The following is a 26,186-nucleotide window of genomic DNA, read 5'->3' on the forward strand; positions in this document are numbered from 1 at the left end:
GCACACCGCGGTAACCTCTGACGACCCCGAAAGTCAGGAGTAATTCGCAATGTCCAGCACCACATCGGGACCAAGGTCCGATGATGAATCCGAAGCAATAGATTCAACCTCCACATCTACCACTCGGATTCGACGCCGCAGCCGCGTCAAGACGTCCAATCGTCGACGCAACATCATTGCCGGTTCCAGTGCATTTGTGCTGGTTGTCGTCGCTTTTGGCGCATGGATGGGCTACTCCGCCATCACAACAAAGGGCAATCTCGAAGCGGCCCGCGATCACGCGCAGTCCACCAAGACGGCACTCCTGGCAGGGGACACGGAGGCCGCCGAGCAGTCCGCGTCCGATGCAGACAAATATGCGAGTTTGGCATATTCAGAGACGCAATCCTTCCCTTGGAGCATCGCGTCAGCAATACCGGTCCTCGGCAGCCCCTTCGAAACAACGAAACAGATGACAGACGTGGTCCATGGATTGACCAACGACGTACTCTTGCCGGCAGTCGATGCCGGAACCGCGCTCGCTCCTGGTGAATTGATTCAGTCGGGGGGTCGGATTGCACTCGAACCCCTACGGGAGGCCGCACCCGTCCTCGATCAGACAGCAACCGCCGCGGCGGAATTGTCGACCCGGGCGGCGGCCGTTCCGGAAGCCAGCTTTATGGGCACAGTTAACGATGCGCGCACCTCGTTAGTGGATCAAACTACTGAGCTGACCAATCTCTTGGAGAACACAGCGCTTGCGGCACGGCTCGCACCAACGATGCTCGGAGCCGACGGACCGCGCAATTACTTCATCGGATTCCAGACAAACGCCGAGGCCCGCGGCACCGGAGGGCTGCTGGGCGGCTACGGCGTTGTCCGCGTCGACGATGGCGCTGCTCGCGTCGATACATTGGGTAGCAACTCCGAACTAAGCATGGACAACAGTCCAATAGACCTAGGTCCTGACTTTGCCAACCTGTACGGAATGAGCCGTCCCACCACAGATTTCCGCAACAGCAACCTCAGTTCGCACTTCCCTTACGCTGCGCAAATCTGGCAGTCGCTGTGGAAGCAGGAGTCAAACGGCGAGATGGTTGACGGAGCCATCGCAATCGATCCAATTGCGTTGAGCTACATACTCAAAGTTGTGGGTTCGGTCACAATGCCTGACGGCGAGAAGGTTACAGCTGACAACGTTGTGGAACTCACCGAGTCGACGGCATATATACGTTTCGCGGATGACAATAACGCGCGCAAGCAATACCTGCAGACCATCGCCGCCGTTGTCGTGGACAAGATGACCGGCAATATCAGCTCTGCCAGTGCACTTCTCGACGCGTTGGGCCGCGGCGTTTCCGAGGGCCGCATCGCAGTGTGGAGTTCAAATCCTATTGAGCAGGAACTTCTCGCCACAACACCTTTGGGGCACACCGTGCCCACAGATGAAGCACCTTTTGCGGGTGTGGTGATCAACAACCAGGCCGGCAACAAGCTCGACTACTATCTGACGCGCTCGATCAACTACACAGCAGATAGCTGCGAGGGCGATACCCGAACGTCGAAGGTGACCGTCAGCCTGACCAATAACACTCCGGCAGGCGACCTTCCGAACTATGTCGACGGCATCGTAGCGAACCCCCGAAACCTCCCTCAGGGCACCAACATGGCTGCTATTTCACTGCTTGCAACCCAAGGAGCGAAATTGGAAAACGTTGCAGTGGGCGGAAAGATCGCCTTCTCCGCGACAGGACAGGAACTTGGTCACCCAGTTTTCATGACCTTGGCCGAGATTCCGAAGGGCCAAACGGTAGATGTTGTCTTCAATATCAACGAGCCGACTGCAGCGGGCGAAGCCCGAGTTCCCGTGCAGCCGTTGGTGGATCACCCTACCGTCACAATCGACGTACCTACTTGCTAAATCAATAGATTGACGGGCCACGCAACCTACATGAGGCGGTGGCCCGTCAATCGCATCATGTGGAATTCATGCTGAAATCAGCTCTCGCAGAACCGAATCGAACGAGAGAATTGAAGGATCCGAGCTTCGGTCGTACGAAATTCAGACCATCCGGTAGAGTCAACACCTATGAAACTGCTTGTGACCGGGGGGGCCGGATTCATCGGCTCAAACTTTGTCCTGTCGACCGTCGCTCAACGCCCCGAAGTAGAGGTAACCGTACTTGACGCCCTCACCTACGCAGGCAACCGCGCGTCGCTGAATTCAATTGCCGACAGGATAGACTTCGTCCACGGTGACATCGCTGATAGACCACTCGTTGACCGACTCGTCGGTGAGTCCGATCTCGTGGTCCACTTTGCCGCCGAATCGCACAACGACAACAGTCTGAATGATCCGTGGCCGTTCGTTCACACCAACGTCATTGGCACAACGACGCTGCTGCAAGCGGTTCGCGACCATGATGTGCGATACCACCATATCTCCACCGACGAAGTGTATGGCGATCTCGAACTCGATGACCCAGCCCGCTTTACAGAATCAACTCCGTATAACCCATCGAGCCCTTACTCGTCGACCAAAGCATCCAGTGATCTTCTGGTTCGAGCGTGGGCCCGGTCATTCGGTGTGCGGGCCACAATCTCGAACTGCTCCAACAACTACGGCCCGTTTCAGCACGTAGAGAAGTTCATTCCAAGACAGATCACCAATCTCCTCAGTGGTAAGCGCCCAAAACTCTATGGAGCAGGCCAGAATGTTCGCGACTGGATTCACGTTGACGACCACAACCATGCCGTGTGGACAATTATCGAAAAAGGTGTCTTGGGTGAGACCTACCTGATTGGCGCGGATGGCGAAAAGAACAACCGCGAGGTACTTGAGGAAATCCTCAAGGAGACCGGGAATCCTTCGGATGCTTTCGATTTCGTCACAGACCGCCCCGGCCACGATCTACGGTATGCGATCGACTCGACCAAGCTCCGGACCGAATTAGGTTGGACACCGCAGTACGTGGACTTCCGCAGCGGTTTGAAGGCGACGATCGACTGGTATCGAGAGAACGAGCAATGGTGGCGTCCACAAAAGGATGCAACGGAAAGTAGCTACGCTCTTACCGAGTCAGTAGTCTCCTAGGTGCTCATCTATTTATTCCTTCAATAGAGCTACTCGCCATGGGGTCCCGCGTCACGATATGCCTAACAAGGTTACCAGCCAATCGTTTACATAAAGGCCCAAAATGGAGGAACGGCTACTACGCAGTCAGCACATTCACCACAATCTATTTTGGTGAAACGGATTGCCAACGTTGGCAGAATGCAATTACTCTGCCAGCAGCCATGAGGACGCGGCGTCGATTCATAGGCTGTCCCAGTGAATCGACGCCGCAAGTACGACATTTCCTGACGTGCGCGCCTGGTTCCGCGATAAAGTTCGGACCCTACTGCAATTCCGTGAGAACATTCAGGAATTTGTCGATAAAGAGCTTCCTCCCCGAACAGGAACTATCACGGCGAACAGAAAATTAACGTCGCTAACTTCCTCCGGACCGCACAATTCTGCGACCTCGGCCTTCAATCCAGCACAGTGGACGCCCTATCTATCCGTGTTTTCCCACATTGCTTGCTGGCATTGTCAATTGCAAATAAATACCGGCCTTCGTGGGCAACCGCGGGAATCATCCATCCTCCAGATGATCAAGTTTCGGCAACAAAAACCAAACCGACAACGAACTTCCACCGTCAATGTCAGCTTTACACGCGAACACTCCCAGCTTTACACACGAATCAGCCTGAAATGCCAGACCTGCTCAAACGCCGTCTCCGAATGCGTGCGACTAACGAGTTCTCTGAAAGCCGGCGTCGACTTATCCGACAGGGGAACCTGTGTACCGATTGTCGAATCTCGGCAAAAATCCAGCCTCGAGCGCATTAGCGAGCGTAGGCGCGGATTTGTCCTTATCTGAGAGCTGGTAGCTCAGGGTACTCCCATCTCGGGCATGGGTGGGCCAGTCGATTGCCAGCTCAGCATCTAGCGGATTCAGATCCCGATCGAGTGAGGGGGTGTATTCGATCGAGCACAGGTACATCACGGTCGAATTGTCTTCGAGCGACAAGATTGCATGTCCAAGCCCTTCACTCAAATACACCGCACGACGGTCTACGTCATCGATCAGCACGCTGTCCCACTGGCCGAATGTCGGGGATCCAACACGCAAGTCGACGATGACGTCGAGAAACGCACCCTTCGTGCAGGTGACATATTTTGCCTGCCCGGGTGGTGTGTCAGTGAAGTGAATCCCTCGTAGAACCCCAGCAGCGGAGACCGAGCAGTTCGCCTGCTGCAAGTCCAACGGACGTCCGGTCACCTCCTGAAAGGCAGAGGACTTGAACCATTCGAAGAAGACGCCGCGGTCATCGCCGAACTGACGAGGGGTGTACTCCCACGCGCCGGCAATCTTCAGCTCGCGAAAACTCATACTATTCACTATTCCCATCGAGGAGGTCGAGGAGGTACTGGCCGTACCCGGACTTGATCAGCTTCTCGGCTCGTTCGCGGAGCTCGTCGTCACTGATGAAACCGCGACGCCAGGAAACTTCCTCGGGTGCACCAATTTTCAGGCCCTGTCGCTGTTCGATGGTGCGCACGTAGTTAGAGGCATCAAGCAAGGAATCAAAGGTGCCAGTATCGAGCCAGGCGGTACCACGAGGCAGAACCTCGACCTGAAGCCGACCCGCCTCGAGGTAATGACGATTGACGTCGGTGATCTCGTACTCGCCACGCTCCGACGGTTGCAGGTCTCGGGCAATGGAAATGACATCGTTGTCGTAGAAGTACATCCCAGGGACCGCAAAGTTCGACTTTGGCACCTTCGGCTTCTCCTCGAGCGAGATAGCCTTACCTACAGCGTCGAATTCGATGACGCCGTACGCGGAGGGGTCCGATACCTGGTACGCAAAGACAGCTCCCCCAGCGATGTCGCCAAAACGGTTCAACTGCGCGCCCAGGCCCGGGCCGTAGAAGATGTTGTCGCCCAAGACAAGTGCTGCTCCCTCGTTGCCGATGTGGTCGGCACCCAGAACAAAGGCCTGCGCGAGTCCGTTTGGCTCCTGCTGAACGCGGTAGGTGAGGTTGATGCCGAACTGCGAGCCGTCGCCGAGCAGTCGCTCGAACTGATCCGCATCTTGTGGCGTCGTTATAATCAGGATATCGCGGATGTTCGCGAGGATCAGTGTCGACAGCGGGTAGTAGATCATAGGCTTGTCGTAGACAGGCACGAGCTGCTTACTGATACCCATCGTGATCGGATGAAGACGCGAACCCGTGCCCCCAGCTAGAATAATTCCCCGCATCGTCAACCTCTCAATCGTTTGTAGGAACCTAATCTAAAACTAAGATCGCCTAAGAGATAGCCTCTATTAGCAAATCTTGATACCCGAGACAAACAGACTCCCAACTATAATATTTGGCAGCTCGCACCTTCGCCGCTGAACCCAATCTGGCCTGCAGTGTTTTGTCCGAGATAAGGGATCTGATTGAGTCCGTGATTTGTTCACTGTTGGGGGCGGCGAAAAGTGCACAGTCACCAAGCACTTCCCTATTGAATATTGTGTCGCGCGCGACGATTGGCGCACCACAAGCCATCGCTTGAACCAAGGCGGGGTTCGTGCCGCCCACGCTGTGCCCATGAAAATATGCACCGGCATGCTGCCACAACGAGAACAGCAACCGATCATCGCTGACATGTCCATACCAATGAACACGATCGTTCGATCTCTGCAGTGATTCCGCTCGTTCATCAAATTCACCACCGTAGCCACTGCTGCCCACAATAACCACATCTACTTCATTCGCTAAGTTCTCCGCAGCATCAAAGAATTCTTCTACAGTATTTTCCGGAACGAACCTAGCGACCATCAGTACGTAGCGACCGGAATTAAGTCCATCAGGTGTCGGTAGTGGACCGGGGTCTTCGCCGCCGTATGGAATCACTGTTCCGCTTCGCCCGAAGGAGGATTCCCACCGACCGGCAATACCTTCTGCATCGTAGAGGAGATGGTCTGCGAATCTGGCGGTCAAAGACGCACCCATCCTAAACGCTGCCTTCGCTGACTTACCCCATTTCGCACGCTCCCATTCAATTCCATCAACGTTGACCACTGACGGGATTCCACGCGCTTTCAGCATCGGCAACCAATAGCCATTGGCCACATTCATAACAAGCGCCACGTCAGGCTTATTCTTGGCCGCAGAGATAGTCGAGGACAGACCGAACGACAACGTACTCAGCGACTTCGATTCAAGACCCCATGTGAGCACTGACTTGACGTCCAAGTCTCGCGCAGGGTCATCGGGCTTTACCGCACCCCCCCTACCGTAGACGGTGACATCCCAGCCTTCTGAAACAAGGTACGGAGCCAATCGACGTACCAAAGTCTCAAAACCGCCATAATAACTCGGGTATCCCCTCGTCCCGATAATTGCTACCGACCTGCTCATCAGTTCCACTTTTCTCGAATTTTCGTTCTAACTGGTTGGTTTTCATCTAATGGCGTCCAAGGAGCCAAGCAACTGAATCGCCTTGTCCTCCCAGGTATGCTCACTCGGTATGACTCCCGTTTTTCGAATAACCCGGTCTCCGTAGTCCGCGCACTGCCTCAACCAATCTGTATGTTCGCTCGAAGGTAGGACACAGACATGATCGAGACCTCGATCGCCCGCACCAATAAGTGGGGTCGACAGTACGGGCAGGTGAGCAGCCCTATACTCGTAAGTTTTAATGATGTCACCCCCAATCTCAAATTTCCCGACCCGATGCGGAACCCAACCAATATCAAAACTAGTCAGCAGATTCGGAACATCACGGTAGTGAACGTCACCGAGCAATTCAATGTTGTTCATCGACTTCAGCGGCGCAAGATATTCTCGGTCCAAAATCGGACCGGCGAAAATGAATCTAAAGCCCGGCAGAGACGATGCTGCTTCGATCACAAGATCGAGATCCACTCGCCTTCCGATCTTGCCAACATAACCGACCGTCGTCTTCCCCTCAGCCTTCGAATTTGTGATAAATCGATCTGGATCGCAGCCATTGGTCATTAGTACAGCATCAGAACGGCCGAAGCGCTTAGCAAGCGCCAGAGTGCCCTCCGAGTTGGCAGTGACAATTGTCGCTTCTCCCAGAGATCTTCTATATGCTTCCTCCACAGAAGCCGCTATAGACTCAAATGCGTAGTGAATTGACCAGTCGTCGAGCAAGTCAACCACAACTCGACGACGCGAATTGAAAATCTCTGAACCAACATTTGACAGGCTTACCATCGGATTCCAGACAATCGCCGGCGTCGTGGGCGTGCCAGGCAAATTGGGATACGAATTAAGTGACTGCAACCACCAAGATCGACGGTCTCGAAGGTTAGGGAAACGCCAAGAATAGCTATCGAACGCTTCGGTGTTGGCTGCTGATTGTGATGTTCCGGTACGCACAAGCGGTCGAAGAACCTGGGGTTCGGGGCGAGAAACGACAGCCACCGGCCCCTCGGACTGTTTAAGCCGGCCGAACCACTCGATGAAATGGCCATCGCGAGTTCTATAACCCTCGCTAAGTAGCTTTTGTTGACCATGCATGGGGAAAGCGAGCACTGAAACAGATCGGTCGGTCACAACTAACCTTTCACCGACGAGAGGACGCTATCGCGCGACTCGTCGAATAGACGTTGCAGATTCTTTCCGGCAGAGACGGGCGTCAATTCAGACTCGTAGATCAGCCTGGCCTCACGCCCCAGACCACTCTTGTAAGCAGCCTTTACTAAGTTCACTAGGTCATCTACAGACGCATCGGATGGCAATTCTAGAAAAGACGACATCGCGTACTCGCGAACCGCACTCGTTCCCGTTGCCACTATAGCTACACCTGCCCTCATCGCATCGACAAGCTTTGCGGGGAACTGCATCTGCGCCGATTGATGAAGACTTGTTATTGCGATGACCGCCACGTCGATTTCTGCGTACGCTTTATCTAATGGTGTTGAAGGCGAGATCTCAGTCCAATTCACGTCAGTCACCAAGCGGTCTTCTAGACCACAGTTTTCAAATGTGAAAAGATGTAACTCAGGATGGGAACGAATGGCTTCGAGGACGAGACTTCCACCCTTGTGAGCTCTTAGCGTTCCGTATACCCCGAATTTAATGGAACCCGAAACGCCAGGTTTAACGATAGAGTTCACCAAGTTAGTCGGTGCAATACCCGTTGAATCCAATCTGACATGTGGAATCCGTGCGGAGGGGCCGCGGTTACTAGGGAACGCTGCCGCGACTGAATTACTGGCAAACGTAAAGCCATCTGCTAGATCAATTATCTTGCGTTGCGATCTTCGAATTACCCAAGGAAGCATGGATCTATTACGTAAAAGTCTAATCCGATTAAGTACCGTAGACTTAAAGAACTCATGAGCAAGGCCGGCATCATCATCATCGAAATCCGCAATCACTATATTTCCCGGATATCGGTCCTTAAGGTAGGTCACAACGCGTGCTAGCGGCGAAATCCCTTTGCATACCCACACTAAAGTCGTGTCCGCGGAGGCTGACATAACCGCATCTATCTCACGTTTCCAATGCCGACCGATTCTATTAACGTCAAGGTCAAATTGACTTGCGCCCGGCCACAGCCTGCCGCTACCAAAAGCACAGACTTGGACTTCACCCAGTTCTTGCGCCACCAGAGCCATCGACAATGCCCGACCCAGCGCATTCGACGAAATATCGTGGGACAAGACTATTGTCCTGATTGTATCCGGCCGACCGTTTACAGCCATTACGCGTTCCTCTTTTGATTGGAAGTCACTTCGGATTCACCCATGCAAACTTTTACCGACGCACCGGTGAAAAGAAAAATTGATTTCCAATTCCAACGGCGACAATTCTCCTACCCGGCTGACTCAAATAGACGCACCCGAGAACTTCTGGGAAGGAAGAAACGACCGCTGCCGTCCCCAACATCCAAAAATTGTGAGGGTCATTGCTTGTCTGCCCCTTTACTGCACTGTCGGATTCCCTGACCATGATGCTCAAATTGCACCTCCGGAATCCGAATCGCTAGCCGCTCCATTATTTAGACTGCGACGTTTCCGGAGTTTGAGGGCTGTTTCAAACTCACTTCCAATTGAACTTCGATGACAGGCCCAAAGAACAAGAACTGCACTCAATAAACACAGAATTAGTCCAGTTAGCAACGTTATGTACGGTCCAAAATTCGTGACCCAACCCAGCACTAGGTACGCGACGACCACCCAGAATGCGCAATGTAAGCCTGGTAACACGGCAGCCATTTGTCGTCGGTACGATAAACCAATTGTCCGCTTTTGTATTCGCATAATCAAAGGAGTTAGAATGAACCCAGCAGTCGTGTAGCAAACGGCAACGCCGTTAATTCCCCACTGCAGCCCGAATACAATGGCGGAAACCTGGACAGATGCGGCAAGCATACTGAATTTCAGTAAAATGTCAGTCCTGTCGATACCCATCAGGACTGGGGAATTCAATGTTGTTATTGTTTGCCTTGCACCTGCTATTGCGAATATAGCGAGAGTCAGTGCGGCTGAAGACCAGTCTGCTCCGAGCACGGCCTGAACCAAATCTTGCGCTGAAACTGCAATAAATGCCATGCTGGGTAACATTACGGACGATGTAATCAAGATAACTCGCCCAACAAGTCCATCGACCGGTTTGTTTTGATTGTGATATCTAGCGGTGACCGGAAACAATACTCGTGACACGATTTGCCCTACAAGCTGAACTGGAGTAGTCACCAGTCGGTAAGCGACCGAGTAGTATGATAATTCAACTGGGCCTAGATAGCGGCCGACAAGTATATTGTCTACATTCTGCACACCATAAGAGAGAAGATTGCTAATTAGTACACGGCCGCCGTACATAAAGGAGTCACTGAGAAGGTTAAGTCGAAAATTCGGAAGTGGCGGCTTCACCGAGAGTATTAACCCTAAAGCCACACATGCGTCAACAGCAATGACCTGATAGACAAACGACCAGTAGTTTCCCGTGGCCATTATGCTGATAATCAGTACGATTCCGCCAATGATCGACGATACCACATCGATTATTGCCTGAATTTTGAAGTTGACGGATCTCGCCAGAATAGCCCTCGGTGCAATTGACAGAGCTTTAAGTGGAAGGGCAACTGCGAACAAACATAGAACTGGTTCGAGCGCAGGAACCCCGAGTGCCCGTCCGGCGATCGGCGCCAGGGCAACAGTCAATAGTGCAATCGCGATTGCACTAAGAATATTCAAGGTCGTTGCGGCGCCGACAAAATTCCTGGTTATTTCTTTTTTGCTGATCAGTGGCGAGGTAAGGCCCTGATCCAACAGCAACGTGGCGAAAGCCGTATAAACGCCGGCAAGCGCAACAATCGCATAACTCTCGGGCCCCAGAATGCGAGCTAACAATATCGATGAAACTACAAGAAAGAACTGGCGCGTCAGAATTCCAATTGCATTCCAGAATACGCCTTTCTTTGCTACGTTAGATCCGTTAGATCCAGCTAAGTCAGCAACGCTATCCCGATTCATGAGAAAGGGCTCGATACTTGCACAGTATATAGTAAATTCTGTGCACAAAGATTTGATTGCTTATCATTAAGTTTGTCGCGATGATCGTCTCGAAATTCTCCAAATTGAACGATGCGCAAAATGCCAATCATCTTTTGATCTCAATTCGGCGTACCCTCGCTCCAACGCGCCCCGGTATCTGCTCCATAATATTCGACGCTGCTACTACCCGTGAGGGATACGGGATGTACCGAATGGCATCGCTCGTCACAGCACTTGGGCCGCTCAATACCGATGTGATTGATTGCCAATGCTCGCGGATATTAGTTCTACATCCTTCAATATTGACCGAATTCTTGAATATGTTGCTTTCCTGTTCCGCCGCCTTCGAACTGGAAATAACCTCCTCCAAAACCAAATCCCAGGAAGGAATTATTCTTCGTCGGGCAAATAGTTGACCAAGAAGACCGTCAAATTTGTGTTGCTGAGAATCGTCAGCGACGATGATAGCGGGGACCCCATACGAACACGCGGTGATAAATCCGTGCAGTGACGAACCCACGTATAAACTTGCACTGGCGATGATTTGTGCAACTTCTGTGACTGTTTCCGGATCTGCAGTGACACTGTGGTCCGTAGTCATATGAGAGGAGATAGACTCTGCGAGGTGATTGTCGCCATGACAAGCACCGATTCCGATCAAGTGCACCCTTAACTCAAGTGCATCAGATAATTTGTCTAACGTACTTGCGATCTGGGCAAGGTCACTCGAAGCGTATCGATCATTAACGTGAACTGCAATTTCTCTGGTATTACCCTTTTGAACCTTGGAGCCTAGCGCGTCGCGCAAGAGCAAAGCTGTGTCAGGGACTACTCGTGCCATTGATCTATTATCAGATAGATTTTGCAAACTCTGATTATCTCGTACTGACGCATACTGCGCCTGTCGAAATACCATTTGCATGATCGATCCAGTCAGAAGTCCCGTCTGCTTAGGGATACCGGGACTGTTGATAATTAGTGGGGCGTTGTTTTGTGCAGCGACCTTTGCTGCGCCAGCCCATAGGCTTGCGTAGGCCGTCCGATGAACTGATTTGTAATCCGGCAGTGGCGTTCGACGTGCATGAAGAATGTTACCGCCAGCGACGATTACGGCATCGACTTTTCGCTGCTCATCTCGGAACTGCTTCACGCTAACGCTCGGCGGTACATCCTTGTAAGCTTGCCCTCCCACTGGTGAGACGTGGATTACTTCTGTAAATATCGGTCCGAGTTCATGGTCAACAATAATCGGAAAGAGGGAGTCTCCATAGTTCTTTACGTCGAAGGTGCCGAAGCTAGCCAGTATCATTTTAGTCCCTCTCCTGAATTCCGATATCAGATGCCCGTGCCCCGGACTGACTCGCGCAGATCCAGTGCTCAAACCTCAAGCGCTAGCTTCTGTGTTGCGTCAGGCCGCAGATTACGGCCTACCAAGCCCGCGATAGGTCCAACCAGAGGCTCGCCAGAGCTTGGGGTCAAGACAGTTCCGCCCGTCTATCAGTGCTTTCGTCCGAACGACACTGGCAAGGTCTGATGGCTTGAGTGCCCTGAATTCTTTCCATTCTGTAAGTACCAACACCACATCGGCACCCTCACATGCTTCGAGCGCCGAGCTCGCGTAGCCAAGTGTGGGGAACAGTGCTCGTGAGTTGTCCATCGCTTTGGGGTCGTACACATTCACTGTCGCCCCCTGAAGCTGGATCTGGCCTGCAACGTTCAAAGCGGGTGAATCGCGGACGTCATCAGAATCAGGCTTGAAAGCAGCACCCAGGACTGCGACCCTGGCACCTAGGAGAGACCCACACGCTTCCCTAGCTAGTTCCACCATGCGCGTGCGACGCCGCATATTGATGTTGTCAACCTCGCGCAAGAATGTGAGAGCTTGATCAGCGCCGAGTTCACCGGCCCGAGCCATGAACGCCCGAATATCCTTCGGAAGACACCCGCCACCGAATCCAATGCCAGCATTGAGAAACTTACGGCCGATGCGCTCGTCGTGACCAATCGCGTCGGCTAGCACTGTGACATCTGCCCCTGCTGCTTCACAAACCTCGGCGATCGCGTTAATGAAAGAAATCTTGGTCGCCAAAAACGCATTCGCGGAGGCTTTGACCAGTTCTGCAGTAGCCAAATCAGTCACGACGAATGGGATCTTTTCCTCAAGCAAATCTGTATAGACCTCGCGCGCTACATCTTCGGCACGCCCCGGCCGCGTACGATCGACGCCCAGGACCAACCTGTCCGGGTGCAATGTGTCTTTGACTGCATATCCTTCTCGCAGAAACTCTGGATTCCACGCGACCTCAACACCGTCGCCTGCAGGCGCCAACGCACGCGCAGTGGCACCAAGTCGTGCAGCGGTGCCTACCGGCACCGTTGACTTACCGAGGATAACCGCGGGCTTTGTCAGCAGTGGTGCCAAAGTCTCGACCACAGCGTCCACATACTTCATGTCAGCGGCAAACTCACCCTTCTTCTGGGGCGTGCCGACACCAAGAAAATGAACATCGGCAAAATCTGCAGCCTCGGCGTAAGACGACGTGAAGCGCAGACGGCCAGCCGCTATATTGCGCTGCAGGATCTCTTCGAGACCGGGCTCCCAGAATGGGACCTCGCCTGCCTCAAGCTTCTTCAACTTCAGTTCGTCGACATCGACGCCGAGTACCTCATGGCCCAACTCAGCCATACACGCCGCATGCGTGGCCCCCAGATAGCCCGTACCGAAGACAGTGATTCGCATGCTCTCGCATTTCCTTTACGGTCAGCCAACAAAGAGTCGGCAAGATCTAAGAAGAGATTTCTTTGGGACAGCAGATTCCGCCTGGTCTTGGACGCCCAAATCAGTACGCACCATCGCTGGCAACGACCGCTTTCAGTGTCTTGGCGACAATCAGGACATCGCCCATCATCGACCAGTTGTCGACGTAGGAAAGATCGAGTCGCACAGTGTCTTCCCACGAGAGATCGGAGCGACCACTCACCTGCCACAGTCCTGTAATTCCGGGTTTGACGAGAAGACGCCGGCTCACTGTGCCGTCGTATGCCTCCACCTCGCGCCGCAGCGGAGGCCGGGGTCCAACAACGCTCATCTCACGTCGCAAAACATTCAGGAACTGCGGGAGTTCGTCGATGGAGTATTTCCGCATGAAGCGTCCCACCGCCGTGACCCGTGGGTCGTCACGCATCTTGAACAGAACGCCCGCACCCTCGTTGTTCTTCATCAGAGCGTCAACTTGCTTGTCTGCATTCTGAACCATCGAACGGAACTTAAGCATCGGGAATGGTTTACCGTCCAAACCCATTCGCTCCGACTTGTACAGGGCGGGACCAGGGCTGGTCAGTTTCACAGCCAGCGCCGCGGCGAGCAGCACCGGACTGATCATGATCAAAATCATTGTGGCAAAGACGATGTCGAACGACGTCTTCGCGAACTTTTGCGCGCTGTGATAGCGCGGCCGTTCCACATGGATCAACGGAAGTCCTGCAACGGGCCGCATCGAAAGCCTGGGGCCCGAGACATCTAGAATGCCCGGCGAGACAACAAGATCTACCCGCTTGGACTCGAGATCCCATGCAAGCTTGCGCATTCCGTCCAATCCCAGATGCTCGGTGGCGGTGACGGCGACGGTATCTGCACCGACCACATCAAGGGCACGGGTGACGTCGTGTTCGTCACCCAAAACCGGGATGCGCCTGCCTCCGACCATTATCGCATCGTTCATGTCGCTGTTGTGGCCTGGAGCGCAAACACCTACCACCCTGAATCCGTCAGCTGATCCACGCTCGAAGTTCTCTGCCAGGTTTACAACTGCGTGACGATTTCCCACAACGAGGACCGAGGTTCTGAATTCACCCCGTGCACGTCGACGGGCAATGATTCGGCGCCAGAACCAACGGTTGGCCATCAATGCGGTCATGCCGACTGGAAAAGCAAATGCCAGATAGAGCCGTGCGATGTCGATCTGTAGAAGCAGGCTGCCTATCGCGATCAAGCCGAAGAGCCGCACCGTGCTGACAAAGATCCGCCGATACTCTTCCGGTCCGCTCCCGATCACTCGGATCGACCTAGTCCGGAAGATGCTGAGCGTTGCAATCCACGCGACGATCAATACGAATGAGACGGCGCTGTAGCTGTAGTTTCCAACGCCACTGGTGCTTACCCCACCCGAATCTGCACCGAAACGGAACCACTGAGCAAGAAAGACCGCTGCGACAATAATTGCCGCGTCACTGACGGCCAACCGTCGAACGTAAGCCGCTTGCCATCGATGTCGCGAAGACACCTCCGACTGAGCGTCAGGCGCCACCGGTTGAACTTCCGGCACCACCACACGAGGGCTCGTGCGAGACCCTTCGCTTTCGTTGAGCGCTGTCACCGTGTCAGCTCTCCTTCCTGGTCAGGAAATTTCCGAATCAACTACTCTTCTGTAAAGTGCTCGAAACAATCCGAAATTGCCTGACCACCAGACCCGACTCGAGCAAGCGCCCCGCACATCGGTTTCACACTGTTTGATCGCATTCCGCGGCTGTCCGTTACGTACCATGCGGGATCTATTTCACCACCACCCCGCAGTTGGATCAAATTTACCAACAGCGCAGGTCGACAGTGGTGACTAACCTCAATCACCCACTCCGCCCAAAACGGCAGATTGCCGAGCGCTCTTTTTCGTCTGTCGAGTCGTTCTTTTGCCCAACCGGCACATTTCCACCACCGATAGCAACTCCTTAGCAAATACCAGATCTTGCCCGCCTTGCCTACGTAGCAGCAGTGCGCCGACTAGTTGCCAGCCACACAAACAGCGGAGATACTTGCAGATCAAAGCCTTATCCGTCGAACAAACTGTAATCGCGACTGCACGAACGGAATACAGACCAAATCACCCGAGAAGTTTGCGACCTTTGTCCCGTTTCAGTTTTTGACCATTCGCGGGCGATAACTACGGCTATCCAGAAGCGAATGAACCGATAGCGCGAAGTCCAAACCGTGCGACACCGAAGATTCCTGCTGGACGATTGTCCACTTACGGTCTATATTATTTTGCTCACACGGGTGTCAAATCTCACGATGTGAAATGGCAGCGAATTCAAATCGATTTGTCGGCCCGCTGCCGGCGGTCACACCTACGTCCCACCAAGCCGAGAGATCGGACAAATCGCCTTTTATCTGATACGCCAAGTTGGGGATACTGACCGAAAGTAACCACCATTCGGGACTTACGTCCCTAATGATGCAGGCATTCGATAAGGGTGAAATACACAACCGAGATACACATTCCGCTGTCGAATTTGGAAGCGCGGACTACAGCGCGTACAAACCTGATGAGGCAACAGTCGGGCGGTGAAACGCCCATGTCGTCCGATTCGTGCGTCGCACAAAATCGCGTAAGGTCAAAATTCGGACATACACCCGAAGACTCCCAATGAGATCCGCATTTCGGTTCGTTGACCAGTCACGCTCGAATGGGACTACACACCTTGAAGATCAGCACTATCCGCGCTGAGTCGGGAATTGTTCCGCGGCTCACGGTCCGTTGGTTGATGATTGCAGCATCCACCATATTTGCGTTCTGGCCAACGTGGAACAACCTATGGCGCAGCACAGTTGATGGCACCGCGATTGGGTTCGTATTTGTACTGCCACTGCTGTGTGTTGTTGCGGCTGTGGGCACAGACCTCAGGCGGGGGCCCGAACTCCCGATCCATGATCGGGAGACGGACAAGATCGTTGGCGGCATCGGCTTACTCGTCGCGCTTGGTATGCAGGCGTTGCTGATGCCGCGTTTCGGGGACAACTACGAGCTGATGCACATCGATGCGCTGGCAGCTTGGGTCTTTGTCTGGGGCGCAGCAGTTCTCATGTTCGGACTTCGCCCTGTCAATCGGTACTGGTTGATCTGGCTGACGCCCATGGTGTTGAGCCCGCTTTTCTACCGAACGCTGGCAATCGAATTGGGCGGTACTCGGTTCGACTACAGCGTCATCATGGTTGTTGTCGCCTCCACGGCCACCACCATTGCCGTCAGTCGAAACTGGCGACGAGGTTTGGTTGCCTTCTTGATCTCCATCGCCCTCGGCACTACCTTGGTGTACTACCTCTCGAACCAGTTTCCGACGGTGCCGTTATTTCTGGTTCAACTCTTTCCCGCAGTCGGAACCGCATTGCTGGTCGGCGCAATCTTCTACCTGTATCAACGGCGCGGAAAATCGCTGAAACCTTTCGATCGTCCGCTCCGAAAGCCGTCTACCAAAACCAGCGACTGGACCATCCTCTTCGTGTTCGGCGTTGCAATACTGATCGCCCTCACACCGCTCCCCAACGCCGACGATATTCCGATTTCCCAAGGTCCCCCGGCTACTGCGGATCCTCGATTGGTGGTACCGGCGGGGTGGAGTCAAATCTCCACTGAAGAGTTCGATTGGCCGCAACGTTACTTCGGATCTACATCCACTTTGACGCGACAAACAATTCGGGCCGATACGCCAAATCCAGCGTGGGACGCTCTCATGCGCCAGCGCACTGTACAAATGGATGTTCTGCAGGTCCGTCGTGCAGCCACCCTCTCTGTTTACCCGAGCAGTGCAACGTACGAGTTGCAGAACGCGCGTGTCAGCCCCTCTGTGCAAGTCGAACTGACGCGCGGTGTCGTAGCCGAGATGTACACCATCGTCGACGACGCTCTCCTTCTCACCTGGAGCAATCTCAACTTCATCTGGACGCGTGGCGACGGTGCCGCGCAACGCGTCAGTCTCATCACCGTCGATAATCACGAACCGGACGCCTATTTCCCGGAGCCGAGTCCGTCGATGGCCTCGAATGGAGGCAATAGTCTCGCTCTGCTCTTGCGAGGGAAAAGCTCAACCGAGGACAACGAATCACAGTACAAAGACCTCGGGATGCTCGAGGCCTTGGGACGACACATCGTGGAGGCTCAACAATGGTGAATCTCGATCTCCTGGTGCACGGAGACAAAGCCTCCGACGCATTCAAGGCCGCTGCCCTCCATGACGCAGTGAACGGTCTGCGCGAGCGCAAACCGATTTCCTCTGCCTCGGTGGCGTTCTACCCCTGGCAGCGTAACGTCCTGTTCGCGCTTCTCGCGGCGACAATCCTGTGCCTGATCTTCTTCCTCACCCCCACTCTGATCACTCTCACTCTGCTGTGCACCCTCGGATATGTGTGGACGATGGTTGATCGGCTCATCCTCTTTATGCGGGGCCTGGATGCGTCGGCCATCATGACCATCAGTGATGACGTGGCTCTTGCCCTTACCGATGACGAACTGCCGCTGTATACGATCCTGGTGCCCGCCTACAACGAACCAGAGGTTGTCGGTGATCTGATCGCAGCTATGCGTGCTATCGACTACCCGAAGGAAAAACTCCAAGTCCTCCTCCTTCTCGAGGAAGACGACATGATCACCATCGAAGCCGCTGAATTAGCCGGCGTCGACAAAGTAGTCAGCATCTTGAAGGTCCCGGCGGCAGATCCACGTACCAAGCCGAAGGCCTGCAACTACGGACTTCATTTTTCCACGGGCGAGATCATCACGATCTACGACGCTGAGGACTCGCCAGATCCACTTCAATTGCTCCGAGTAGTAGCAACTTTCGCTCAGCTGCCCGCAAATACCGCATGTGTCCAGGCAAAACTTGCCTTTCACAACGGCACACAAAATCTGCTGACGGCATGGTTCACCGCTGACTACGCCCTGTGGTTCAACTTCATCTTGCCCGGCCTCATGCGGAGCAACTCCCCTATTCCTCTGGGTGGGACATCAAATCACCTGCGACGCAGCGTGCTTGATGATATTGGCGCTTGGGATCCGTTCAACGTCACGGAGGACGCTGACCTCGGGGTACGAATCGCTGAAAGCGGCTACCGCACTGCCGTCCTCAACTCGACAACACTCGAAGAGGCGAACAGCGACACCATAAACTGGATCCGCCAGCGATCCCGCTGGTACAAGGGCTACTTGCAGACTTGGCTGGTTCACATGCGCCAGCCGGTGAAGCTGTGGCGCGGGATCGGGACCGTCGGGTTCTTGCGATTTACCATCCTGATGGCGGGAACGCCGGTGGTTGCCGCACTGAACACGATCTTCTGGCTTCTGAGCCTGGGCTGGATTCTCGGTCAACCCGCGATAATCCAACAGATTTTCCCCAGCTACGTGTACTTCCCGGCCCTCGCGTCGCTCGTCTTTGGAAACGCCGCTGTGATGTACATGAATCTTGTTGCGTGTCGCGAGACGCGGAATGCCGCCCTGTTGATTGCGTGCCTGACAGCGCCACTGTATTGGGTACTGATGAGCATCGCCGCGATCAAGGGCACCTACCAATTGATTATGAACCCGTCATACTGGGAGAAGACGTTTCATGGTCTGAGCAACTGATTCTTCCGACCGCACGCACACAAACAACTCCGCCCGGGACGATGTCCCGGGCGGAGTTGTTTATCTCAGTAGGTAAGTTGCGGGTCTGGTTGGCGAAGACGCTCCTCCAGCCAGATTCGCAATTCCGGGCCGTATTCTTCGCGCCCCAGTGCATGGTCAAGTGAGGCTCGTAGGAATCCGCCCGGGTTTCCGAGATCGTGACGCGATCCCCGGTGCACCACGACGTGGACGGGATGCCCCTCACTGATCATCAAGGCAATCGCGTCGGTCAACTGCAACTCACCGCCCTTACCCGGTTTGATGGAGCGCAGGGCGTCAAAGATCCTGCGATCCAATAGATACCGGCCAACAGCAGCTAAAGTTGAGGGCGCACTGTGCGTATCCGGCTTCTCCACCATGCCAACGACCTTGAGAACGTCAGGGTTGTCGGAGTCTGGCTCCACGTCAAAAATTCCGTATGCACTGACTTCATGTCGCGGCACGTCGAATGCGCAGAGAACAGATCCTCCGCGCTCATCCCTGACCCTCGACATGGCCTCGAGCACCCCACCGGGATGCACTAGATCGTCCGGAAGCAGAACCGCGATGGCGTCCTCGTCGGCGCCGAGAACCGATTCCGCCAGGCCGACGGCGTGCCCCAAACCGAGAGGAGACTCCTGAACAACAGGTTCCACCGAGATCAACCCCGGCGCCTTTCGGACCCGCTCCAGGAGATGATATTTTCCCGCATCCTGCAATCTGTTTTCGAGCACAACATCTTCCAGGAAATGCGCCATGACACCCGCTTTTCCGGGCGCCGTGACGATAACCAAACGTTCCACTCCCGCAGCAGCAGCCTCACTGGCGACCAATTCAATCCCCGGTGTATCTACCACCGGCAGAAGCTCTTTGGGAACCGTTTTGGTGGCCGGCAAGAAACGAGTGCCAAGCCCAGCTGCCGGCACCACCGCAGTCTTGATCGAGGATGATCGCGCTGTAGTCATCATTTACCTTTCCTGATGCAGACTCATTCATCTACACGCCGCCGATGTTTCATCTACACGCCACTGATGCCGCGCGGATCTCTTCGATGAGTGTCTATCGGATTCTGAGCTGCACGCTGCGAACTACTGCGAAACATACGTCAGTTTTGCAATACATTACACCGACTCCACATCACGAAGGAAGCTACGCAATTCCCCAAAAAACCGCCGAAAGAACTAGTGCCCCTGGGACCTTGGTCCCAGGGGCACTAATAGAATTCAGGACCTATCAGCCCCATTCGCCTTCAGCTGCGACAACTCCATATAGCGGATCGTCGTAGCCGATATCCATGGTGCATTCAGTCGGACGAGGATCCGGCACAAAGGCCCACAACAACGCACCGGCGGTGCCGGCTGATTTCTGACCCGCGATCTTGTCACCGATATGCGTCGCCCGGGTTGCGAGAGGTTCACAACTGCCGGCCAGTTCACCGATTTCGGCTACCAGCAGCGGTTTTCCGGCCGCAGTGGCCTGGGTTATGCGACGCGCCAATCCATTCCACTGATCACCGGGAAGAGCAACACCATCCGCGCCGTAATCGTGGTATTGAACAACGTCGACATAGGGCGACTCGCTGACGTACTGGTAATCGTCACCGCCCGTACCACATTGGCCACCGCCAAGTAACCCAGCCGTGATCAAAGTCTTGGGATCGAGCGCCCGTACTTCTGCACCGGCCGCGTCGTAGAACGAGCGCAGAATCTGCGCTGTGTCGGACGGGCACGTCCTGGTCCACCAATTACATGCGGTGTCGGTGCATAAGCTCGGTTCGGGTTCTCCCACCAATTCCCACGCCGCCAGCGACGGAGAGTCTTTCCACCTGGCAACTGCTATATGCATCCAGTCTTGAAAGCTGATCAGCGACTTCGCTGCGTTGGCGTCGAAGTCTTTCCAACCATCGACGTACCAGCTACGTTCCTTGAAATTCTCGTCTTCGCACGCTCCGTCCTGCGGCGAGAGGACGGGCAGGATCATCTGGTTGTGATCCTCGGCTGCGGCGAACACCGCGTCCATGGGTCCAAAATCCAACTCACCCGTGAATTTGTTGATCGCCAAGGCCTGAAACAGATTGAAACGCGTCAAAGACTTGGCCGGCAGCGATCCAAAATAGTCGTCGAGATCGACCATCGCACCGCAACCCCAGTTCACCCCCCAATCTGTGGCGAGCTGATAGGCATTGAATCCTGTTGGCCACCAATCTTGTCCGTCGAGTTTCAATCCATCGACGGAAGCGGTGACGCGGGCTCCCGGTTGCGGGGCCGCATCCACCGTGCGCGCCGCCACGCCACTCACGGTGAGAACAGTAGCGGCACTGACAAGAACTGCGGCCACTCGACGCCAAACAGACGTTGGAGGTTTCATTTTTTCACTCTCGGAGACATATTTACCCATCGCTCGAACGCAGCATCCCCCCGCGTCCAAAGTGTCCCATAAATCCGGAGTTTTAGCCTCCCTCTTGCTTATTGCCCGTCAGCCGATACAGCCTCCAGTTTGGCGGTACCGTGCCCCCGTCGTTCTCCACTTCGATGACCAACGCACCAATTCCACCGGAGCCTGTTTCGTACATGGTCGGATACCGTCGATTAATCGCGTCAGCCACTCCGCGCTCCTCGTTGGGAACGGTCAATATGTACTCAACTCCGGACTCCGACGGGTTGTTCAATATCTTCACAAAATCGGTGTCGGAGGTAATCACAAACTGTTTCGGATTATCAGACGCAGTGATGACACCGAAGGCCAAGACCGTATCGGTCAGCACCGATCCATCAGGCAGATCGAGGTCATCGAGATAGTCGGCTATCCTGCGTTCTGCTCCGAAGGTCCGCAGAATCGCTTGTTCGGCGGCATCCTGGCGGCCTGGAATGACCACACTCGCAAACGAGTGTTCCAACGACGCCAGTCGCGCACTTCCCATTGCAACAAAGGTGACCGCAGTTGAACCGAGCAGTAGTACCAGCGCAACAACGAGCATGATCGACGGACCGGAGTACCTCGGCTGATCCCGGACCAACTCGGAACTGGCCGCGCGCCCAGGCCTACGCGACACAACGGGCCGCTCGCGCGGTGAGATCAACACTGCCAACACAAAACACAGCGGGACGACAGCAAGATAGAAGCGCAGAAACGGAAACGTCGAGCCCATCATGTAAAGCAAGGTCTGTGCGCCGAGCACTGAGCCGAACAGCACAATCGGAACGATTACTTCGGGATCGCGCCGCCGCCACGCCAAGACAATTGCCGCGGCGGCTAGCACCGGGAACGCCGGCCCGAGTACCGCTATCTCCGTCAGCGAGAACATCATCCGGGTCAGCGGTGTATCGGCAGCCCCACCGGCCTGCTCGATAATCGCACTGTTGCCGTACACCGACGAAAACTGTTGAAACGCTTGCCCTGTGATCAACCAGCTGGAGGCAGACCAGGCAAGAAATGCGATGAGCCCCGGAAGCAACACAACGGTCGCGTCAATCGCGGCTGCCCACGACCGATGAAACTTGTCGTCGGTGTCAGTCTTCGGAAATCTCAACCAACTGACCACGAACACGAGCACCACCGCAACGAACATAGGTGCAAGGGCGTCGTACCGGGTCAGATAGGCCAGTGCGAGCGCCAAACCGGCTGCGATCAGCTCATGTGCATCGTCGTTGCGCATCCATCTGATGAGGCGGCGAACAGCCCAGATGACGAAGAAGAGATACAGCGCCTCACTCATGCCGTTGGCCGCGTACATGAGAATCATGGGATTGAGAGCAAACAACACAGTGACGATGATCGTCACCCATCGAGCGCACCCACGATCACGTGCAATACCTCGAATCTGCATGACCGCTCCGGCCATGAAAAGCGCCGACGTCACAGATGCAGTGATGTTCCAGCGCAACAACTCCGGAAACCAGTTCCCCAACAGACCCAGCGGAATCTGTGCAACTGCGGTTAATGGAGTGAAGACGAAACCGATTGCCGCAAAGTGCGGATCGCGACTCCACAACATTGCAGATACTGCAGCAACCCGACTCATTGCATCGGTGAAGATGAATTTGATCTCCGCGTTCAGCCACACGCCAAGGGCGATATACCCCACGGCCACCGCGGTGTAGACCCCCCAGGGCAGTCGTTGACGTTCTTCCTCAATGGGACCAGCTGAGTCCAACGTTCGTGATTCCGCTGGTGCGGCGACAATCATTGTGAACGGCGCCTGAAGAACAGCACGCCACCCACAGAAATAACTACCAGTGCTGCGGTGCCTGCTGCGATCAAAGCGATTGTGGTGGAGCTGATGCCGCTATCGTCGTCACTGGTTTTCGCCCCACTTGCCGGTGCAAGTTTGACGCTGATATCGAATGGATCGACATCGCGAGGAGCAACAAGAACGTCGCCTGCCAGCCTTCCGAACCGTGCCGGATCACCTTCCAGCCAGTTCAGCATGTTGTCGACATCGGCTGCGTCACCGTTAGAGGTAACAACAACGATTTCGTGGTTGGGAACCACAGCAACCTGCATGCTGCCGTATGGCGCATTGAACTGAAGACCGCGCAACCGCAGCAAGCCTTGATCGGCGGTTTCCATCGGCAGGTCAAGATCCACGCCGTCCGGGAGCTTTCCGTCTGCAGCGACCAGCACCGCCGGCAACGGACTGGAAGCCGCATCGACAAACGACTGAACTCGCGGCTGCAACGGCAAGTAGCTCAGCCGCTGCATCTGAACCAGAACACGTTGAGCCCGAACAGTATCGGCAAAATCTCCGCGCGTGGTCCCCACTTCTACGATCGGCAGCATCGACTGCGGCAATGACTGGAAGCCCCCGGGATTTGCCGGTTCAGCGACGTTTGAGCTGATCGTGCTTTCCGGATCAATCGTCAGCGTCGATCCGTTGCTGCTCCCACATTGAAAATCGCCGGAAACATCCAGCGCAGCCGTCACGTTCATCTCCCGCGTCACCAACTCGTCGGGGATCGTGAATTCGATGTCGAAGCGACCACTGTTATCCACTGCCCGACTGTCGAGACGCTGATCCCCCACGCTGAACGACAACTGAGCGCTTCGTGTGCTCGGCATCGGAACATAGGTTCCAATCATGCGCACGGTCACGTTCTTCATTGCTCGGCCCAATTGGGACTGGGTGAACGGCACCTCAACCTGGACGTGCTCGAGCCCTGACGACGTCAAAGATCCGAGCCGTAAGTCGCCGACAGGAACAACGTCGCGAGAGATTTCCGCGACGGCCTTCGCCGATTCCGTCAGCGCTTGGCTTGCGGCCCAGAAACCATTGAAGTTTGCCGCGAGCAGATTAACCTGCGGGACAAGTGATCTGTCGTCACCGGCCAAACGCAGGACAGGATATCCACTGGGTCCGGCGACGAGGTCGATTCCGCCTTCCCCCTCGGCACCAACCAGAATGTTCCGCTCGAATAGACCGGGCACGGAGTCTGGGAGCGACTGCCCGGACGGCAACTCGGCCAGAACCACAGCGTCAGGTTGACTGCCATATCGATTCACTATCGATGTGCTGAGCAGCAGCGCAGCACTCTGCTGTGAGAGCGACGTACTGTCCGCAAGGTAGATCGTTGCCTTACGCAAAATTGGAGGGAAGAAGTTCGACACCGTCGACGGCTGCGCCTCGGTGCCGTCGTACACGATCGAAGTGTTTCGCAGCGCGAGTGGTTGGTAGTTGCTTCTGTCATAGCAACGATCATCAACGGGGACGAGGTGCCCGATCATCGAAACGGCGATGCTCCGGTCGATAACAGTCAGACCGGCAAGCGGTATCGAAATCGGTAGTCCTTGGCCAACTTGAGCAGCATCAAATTCCACCCGCGAGACCGGGCGGCCATCAGCACTCACTTCGATCCATCCTCGACTGAAATCGATAGGTGCCGTGACTGTCCCGATCAGAGCCGTCGCAGTGAGTCCGTCCGGCACCGGTAGTGAAACAGTCAGCGGCTCATCATTCGCCGAGAACACCACATCAGTTCCCCGGCCAAGTTCCTTAAGAGAGATCGCGCCAACGTTGGCACCAGCGACATTGGTCTCAGTAGCCTTATCGACCACCTGCGCCACGGCAATTGTGTTGAACGCAAAGACCATGCAAAACACAACTGCCAGCGTCATCATCAAATTGCGACGCAGCCCGATAAAACTGGGGACCATCTACAAACTCTCCTCGGGATCGATCTCACGAAACATGAACGATGCTTCAAGGGCAGAAGAGTTACGGCCGTCCCACCCCCACGATCACATGATCGGATTGATTTCAACAAACAGACCATAACCGCCAGTTAGTACGGTGGCTAATTATCCCGAGCAATGAGATTTTGAATCTCCGCATTGATAGGAGTTAGGTCCCGAGAAGTTGCGCTGAACGTCACACCATCTGGACGTATGTATAATTCACAGTGAGTTCGCTGGTGCCGCAAAGGAACTGCACTATTGCTATCTTTTCGCAATCCGCGACCCCGATCCCGCCGGTACCAGGTGCCACAATCGTTACCTTGGCCCGAGCACACCTCCGCCCCGAATTCACGACCGCGATTAGCCGGCCAGAGTTACCATCAAGCAGTTTGCCGATACCTCGTTTGTGCGTCGGTTCCGATTCGAGCGCACGACGCATCGCACCAGTCTCGCAATCGAAATGCCGTCGTCGCGCGACCCCGCCGACGGAACCTAGGAAACCACTAAAATGTTCGCGTACAGCACTATTCGCGATCCATAAACAAACGAAGTGGCAGCGCCCCGGAGTCACAATGCCCTCTTCACATTCGAGGCGTCACCCGCCGCGACGTCAGTTGACAATTCCGCCCTAAACCTTGCCGAGTTTGCGAATTCGACAATCTTGAACACAATCACTCGTACAAGTGTCCAAGTAGCGAGAGCTACGCACACGCGAAAGGCTTGTGGCTCAATCAGTTCCATATGGCCGATAACCGTTGCATTGCCTTGAAGCGCGCGAATCTGCCGCCTTCGCGTTTGGTCTCATCCTCAGTTACCCTGCAGCCAGAGCGGATTCACTACTTTCCATCCCGTACCGACTGCGGCAAGATTAATCATGTTCGCGATTCACGTGACGCAATCGACCTTCGCCCGCCTACCTAAACCCTAACCACCACACGATGCGTAGTGTGGGACTACTCGCCGTTCAATGCGCTCGGCCAGGTTGCGCGGCCCATCGGCGGTCCAACTAGTGCGCCTAACTACGCTGATCAGACTCACTCAGCGCGAGGCCGGTGTGGT

17 protein-coding genes are annotated in these 26,186 nt (G+C 54.9%); 4 read left to right on the top strand and 13 right to left on the bottom strand.

The features are described 5' to 3' along the window. Positions 1-49: 49 nt before the first annotated feature. Positions 50-1,900 (top strand): DUF4012 domain-containing protein, encoded by a 1,851-nt coding sequence (locus V2B23_RS15800; RefSeq protein WP_430951222.1) that lies wholly within the window; start codon positions 50-52, stop codon positions 1,898-1,900. 168 nt (positions 1,901-2,068) lie between these two features. Further along, on the top strand, positions 2,069-3,073 hold the full coding sequence (gene rfbB, locus V2B23_RS15805; protein WP_430951223.1) for a dTDP-glucose 4,6-dehydratase: 1,005 nt from the start codon (positions 2,069-2,071) through the stop codon (positions 3,071-3,073). Between the two features lie 730 nt (positions 3,074-3,803). Here rfbB and V2B23_RS15810 read toward each other — a convergent pair. The 9 genes from V2B23_RS15810 to V2B23_RS15850 all read right to left on the bottom strand — a co-directional run bounded on the left by V2B23_RS15810 (position 3,804) and on the right by V2B23_RS15850 (position 14,879). Continuing rightward, on the bottom strand, positions 3,804-4,415 hold the full coding sequence (locus V2B23_RS15810) for a dTDP-4-dehydrorhamnose 3,5-epimerase family protein (protein ID WP_430951224.1): 612 nt from the start codon (positions 4,413-4,415) through the stop codon (positions 3,804-3,806). Between the two features lies 1 nt (position 4,416). After that, entirely contained in the window at positions 4,417-5,289 is an 873-nt protein-coding gene (gene rfbA / locus V2B23_RS15815) for a glucose-1-phosphate thymidylyltransferase RfbA (protein WP_219112330.1), read from the bottom strand. A gap of 49 nt (positions 5,290-5,338) precedes the next feature. Then, positions 5,339-6,436: a glycosyltransferase gene (locus V2B23_RS15820; RefSeq protein ID WP_430951225.1), complete on the bottom strand. Its 1,098-nt coding sequence runs from the start codon at positions 6,434-6,436 to the stop codon at positions 5,339-5,341. Between the two features lie 42 nt (positions 6,437-6,478). Continuing rightward, entirely contained in the window at positions 6,479-7,600 is a 1,122-nt protein-coding gene (locus V2B23_RS15825) for a glycosyltransferase (protein WP_430951226.1), read from the bottom strand. Positions 7,601-7,602: 2 nt separating this feature from the next. Then, complete coding sequence (locus V2B23_RS15830; RefSeq protein WP_430951227.1) at positions 7,603-8,754, bottom strand: hypothetical protein; 1,152 nt, start codon at positions 8,752-8,754, stop codon at positions 7,603-7,605. Between the two features lie 252 nt (positions 8,755-9,006). Beyond that, on the bottom strand, positions 9,007-10,527 hold the full coding sequence (locus V2B23_RS15835) for a lipopolysaccharide biosynthesis protein (RefSeq protein ID WP_430951228.1): 1,521 nt from the start codon (positions 10,525-10,527) through the stop codon (positions 9,007-9,009). A gap of 127 nt (positions 10,528-10,654) precedes the next feature. Next, positions 10,655-11,857 carry a polysaccharide pyruvyl transferase family protein gene (locus V2B23_RS15840; RefSeq protein ID WP_430951229.1) on the bottom strand — a complete coding sequence of 401 codons (1,203 nt, stop codon included), beginning with the start codon at positions 11,855-11,857 and terminating at the stop codon, positions 10,655-10,657. Positions 11,858-11,968: 111 nt separating this feature from the next. Further along, the gene (locus V2B23_RS15845) at positions 11,969-13,288 is read right to left on the bottom strand and encodes a UDP-glucose dehydrogenase family protein (RefSeq protein ID WP_430951230.1); all 1,320 of its coding nucleotides are present in this window, start codon (positions 13,286-13,288) and stop codon (positions 11,969-11,971) included. 100 nt (positions 13,289-13,388) lie between these two features. Continuing rightward, complete coding sequence (locus V2B23_RS15850) at positions 13,389-14,879, bottom strand: sugar transferase (protein WP_430951558.1); 1,491 nt, start codon at positions 14,877-14,879, stop codon at positions 13,389-13,391. Positions 14,880-16,008: 1,129 nt separating this feature from the next. On the opposite strand from V2B23_RS15850, the gene V2B23_RS15855 reads away from it, so the two are divergent. Further along, positions 16,009-17,490, top strand: coding sequence for a hypothetical protein (locus tag V2B23_RS15855; RefSeq protein ID WP_430951231.1), 1,482 nt, complete (start codon positions 16,009-16,011; stop codon positions 17,488-17,490). Next, on the top strand, positions 17,484-18,938 hold the full coding sequence (locus tag V2B23_RS15860) for a glycosyltransferase (protein ID WP_430951232.1): 1,455 nt from the start codon (positions 17,484-17,486) through the stop codon (positions 18,936-18,938). Before V2B23_RS15855 ends, V2B23_RS15860 begins: the two co-directional genes overlap by 7 nt. A 65-nt stretch (positions 18,939-19,003) precedes the next feature. On the opposite strand, the gene V2B23_RS15865 is transcribed toward V2B23_RS15860, so the two are convergent. The 4 genes from V2B23_RS15865 to V2B23_RS15880 form a co-directional block, all read right to left on the bottom strand. After that, positions 19,004-19,921, bottom strand: a complete 918-nt coding sequence (locus V2B23_RS15865) for a UTP--glucose-1-phosphate uridylyltransferase (protein ID WP_430951559.1) — start codon at positions 19,919-19,921, stop codon at positions 19,004-19,006. Between the two features lie 268 nt (positions 19,922-20,189). Next, on the bottom strand, positions 20,190-21,323 hold the full coding sequence (locus V2B23_RS15870; protein ID WP_430951233.1) for a beta-mannosidase: 1,134 nt from the start codon (positions 21,321-21,323) through the stop codon (positions 20,190-20,192). 82 nt (positions 21,324-21,405) lie between these two features. After that, on the bottom strand, positions 21,406-23,142 hold the full coding sequence (locus V2B23_RS15875) for a phospholipid carrier-dependent glycosyltransferase (protein ID WP_430951234.1): 1,737 nt from the start codon (positions 23,140-23,142) through the stop codon (positions 21,406-21,408). Then, complete coding sequence (locus V2B23_RS15880) at positions 23,139-25,106, bottom strand: hypothetical protein (protein ID WP_430951235.1); 1,968 nt, start codon at positions 25,104-25,106, stop codon at positions 23,139-23,141. Before V2B23_RS15880 ends, V2B23_RS15875 begins: the two co-directional genes overlap by 4 nt. Positions 25,107-26,186 lie beyond the last annotated feature (1,080 nt).

It is taken from the genome of Rhodococcus sp. 24CO (assembly GCF_050586165.1).
Lineage (GTDB): Bacteria > Actinomycetota > Actinomycetes > Mycobacteriales > Mycobacteriaceae > Rhodococcus_F.

Bases quoted from the DNA above. Each gene is read 5' to 3' on its own strand.
- V2B23_RS15820 (WP_430951225.1), bottom strand. From the start codon at position 6,436: ATGAGCAGGTCGGTAGCAATTATCGGGACGAGGGGATACCCGAGTTAT.
- V2B23_RS15800 (WP_430951222.1), top strand. From the start codon at position 50: ATGTCCAGCACCACATCGGGACCAAGGTCCGATGATGAATCCGAAGCA.
- V2B23_RS15840 (WP_430951229.1), bottom strand. From the start codon at position 11,857: ATGATACTGGCTAGCTTCGGCACCTTCGACGTAAAGAACTATGGAGAC.
- rfbA (WP_219112330.1), bottom strand. From the start codon at position 5,289: ATGCGGGGAATTATTCTAGCTGGGGGCACGGGTTCGCGTCTTCATCCG.
- V2B23_RS15880 (WP_430951235.1), bottom strand. From the start codon at position 25,106: ATGGTCCCCAGTTTTATCGGGCTGCGTCGCAATTTGATGATGACGCTG.
- V2B23_RS15830 (WP_430951227.1), bottom strand. From the start codon at position 8,754: ATGGCTGTAAACGGTCGGCCGGATACAATCAGGACAATAGTCTTGTCC.
- V2B23_RS15860 (WP_430951232.1), top strand. From the start codon at position 17,484: ATGGTGAATCTCGATCTCCTGGTGCACGGAGACAAAGCCTCCGACGCA.
- rfbB (WP_430951223.1), top strand. From the start codon at position 2,069: ATGAAACTGCTTGTGACCGGGGGGGCCGGATTCATCGGCTCAAACTTT.
- V2B23_RS15870 (WP_430951233.1), bottom strand. From the start codon at position 21,323: ATGAAACCTCCAACGTCTGTTTGGCGTCGAGTGGCCGCAGTTCTTGTC.
- V2B23_RS15810 (WP_430951224.1), bottom strand. From the start codon at position 4,415: ATGAGTTTTCGCGAGCTGAAGATTGCCGGCGCGTGGGAGTACACCCCT.
- V2B23_RS15835 (WP_430951228.1), bottom strand. From the start codon at position 10,527: ATGAATCGGGATAGCGTTGCTGACTTAGCTGGATCTAACGGATCTAAC.
- V2B23_RS15865 (WP_430951559.1), bottom strand. From the start codon at position 19,921: ATGACTACAGCGCGATCATCCTCGATCAAGACTGCGGTGGTGCCGGCA.
- V2B23_RS15875 (WP_430951234.1), bottom strand. From the start codon at position 23,142: ATGATTGTCGCCGCACCAGCGGAATCACGAACGTTGGACTCAGCTGGT.
- V2B23_RS15845 (WP_430951230.1), bottom strand. From the start codon at position 13,288: ATGCGAATCACTGTCTTCGGTACGGGCTATCTGGGGGCCACGCATGCG.
- V2B23_RS15855 (WP_430951231.1), top strand. From the start codon at position 16,009: ATGGGACTACACACCTTGAAGATCAGCACTATCCGCGCTGAGTCGGGA.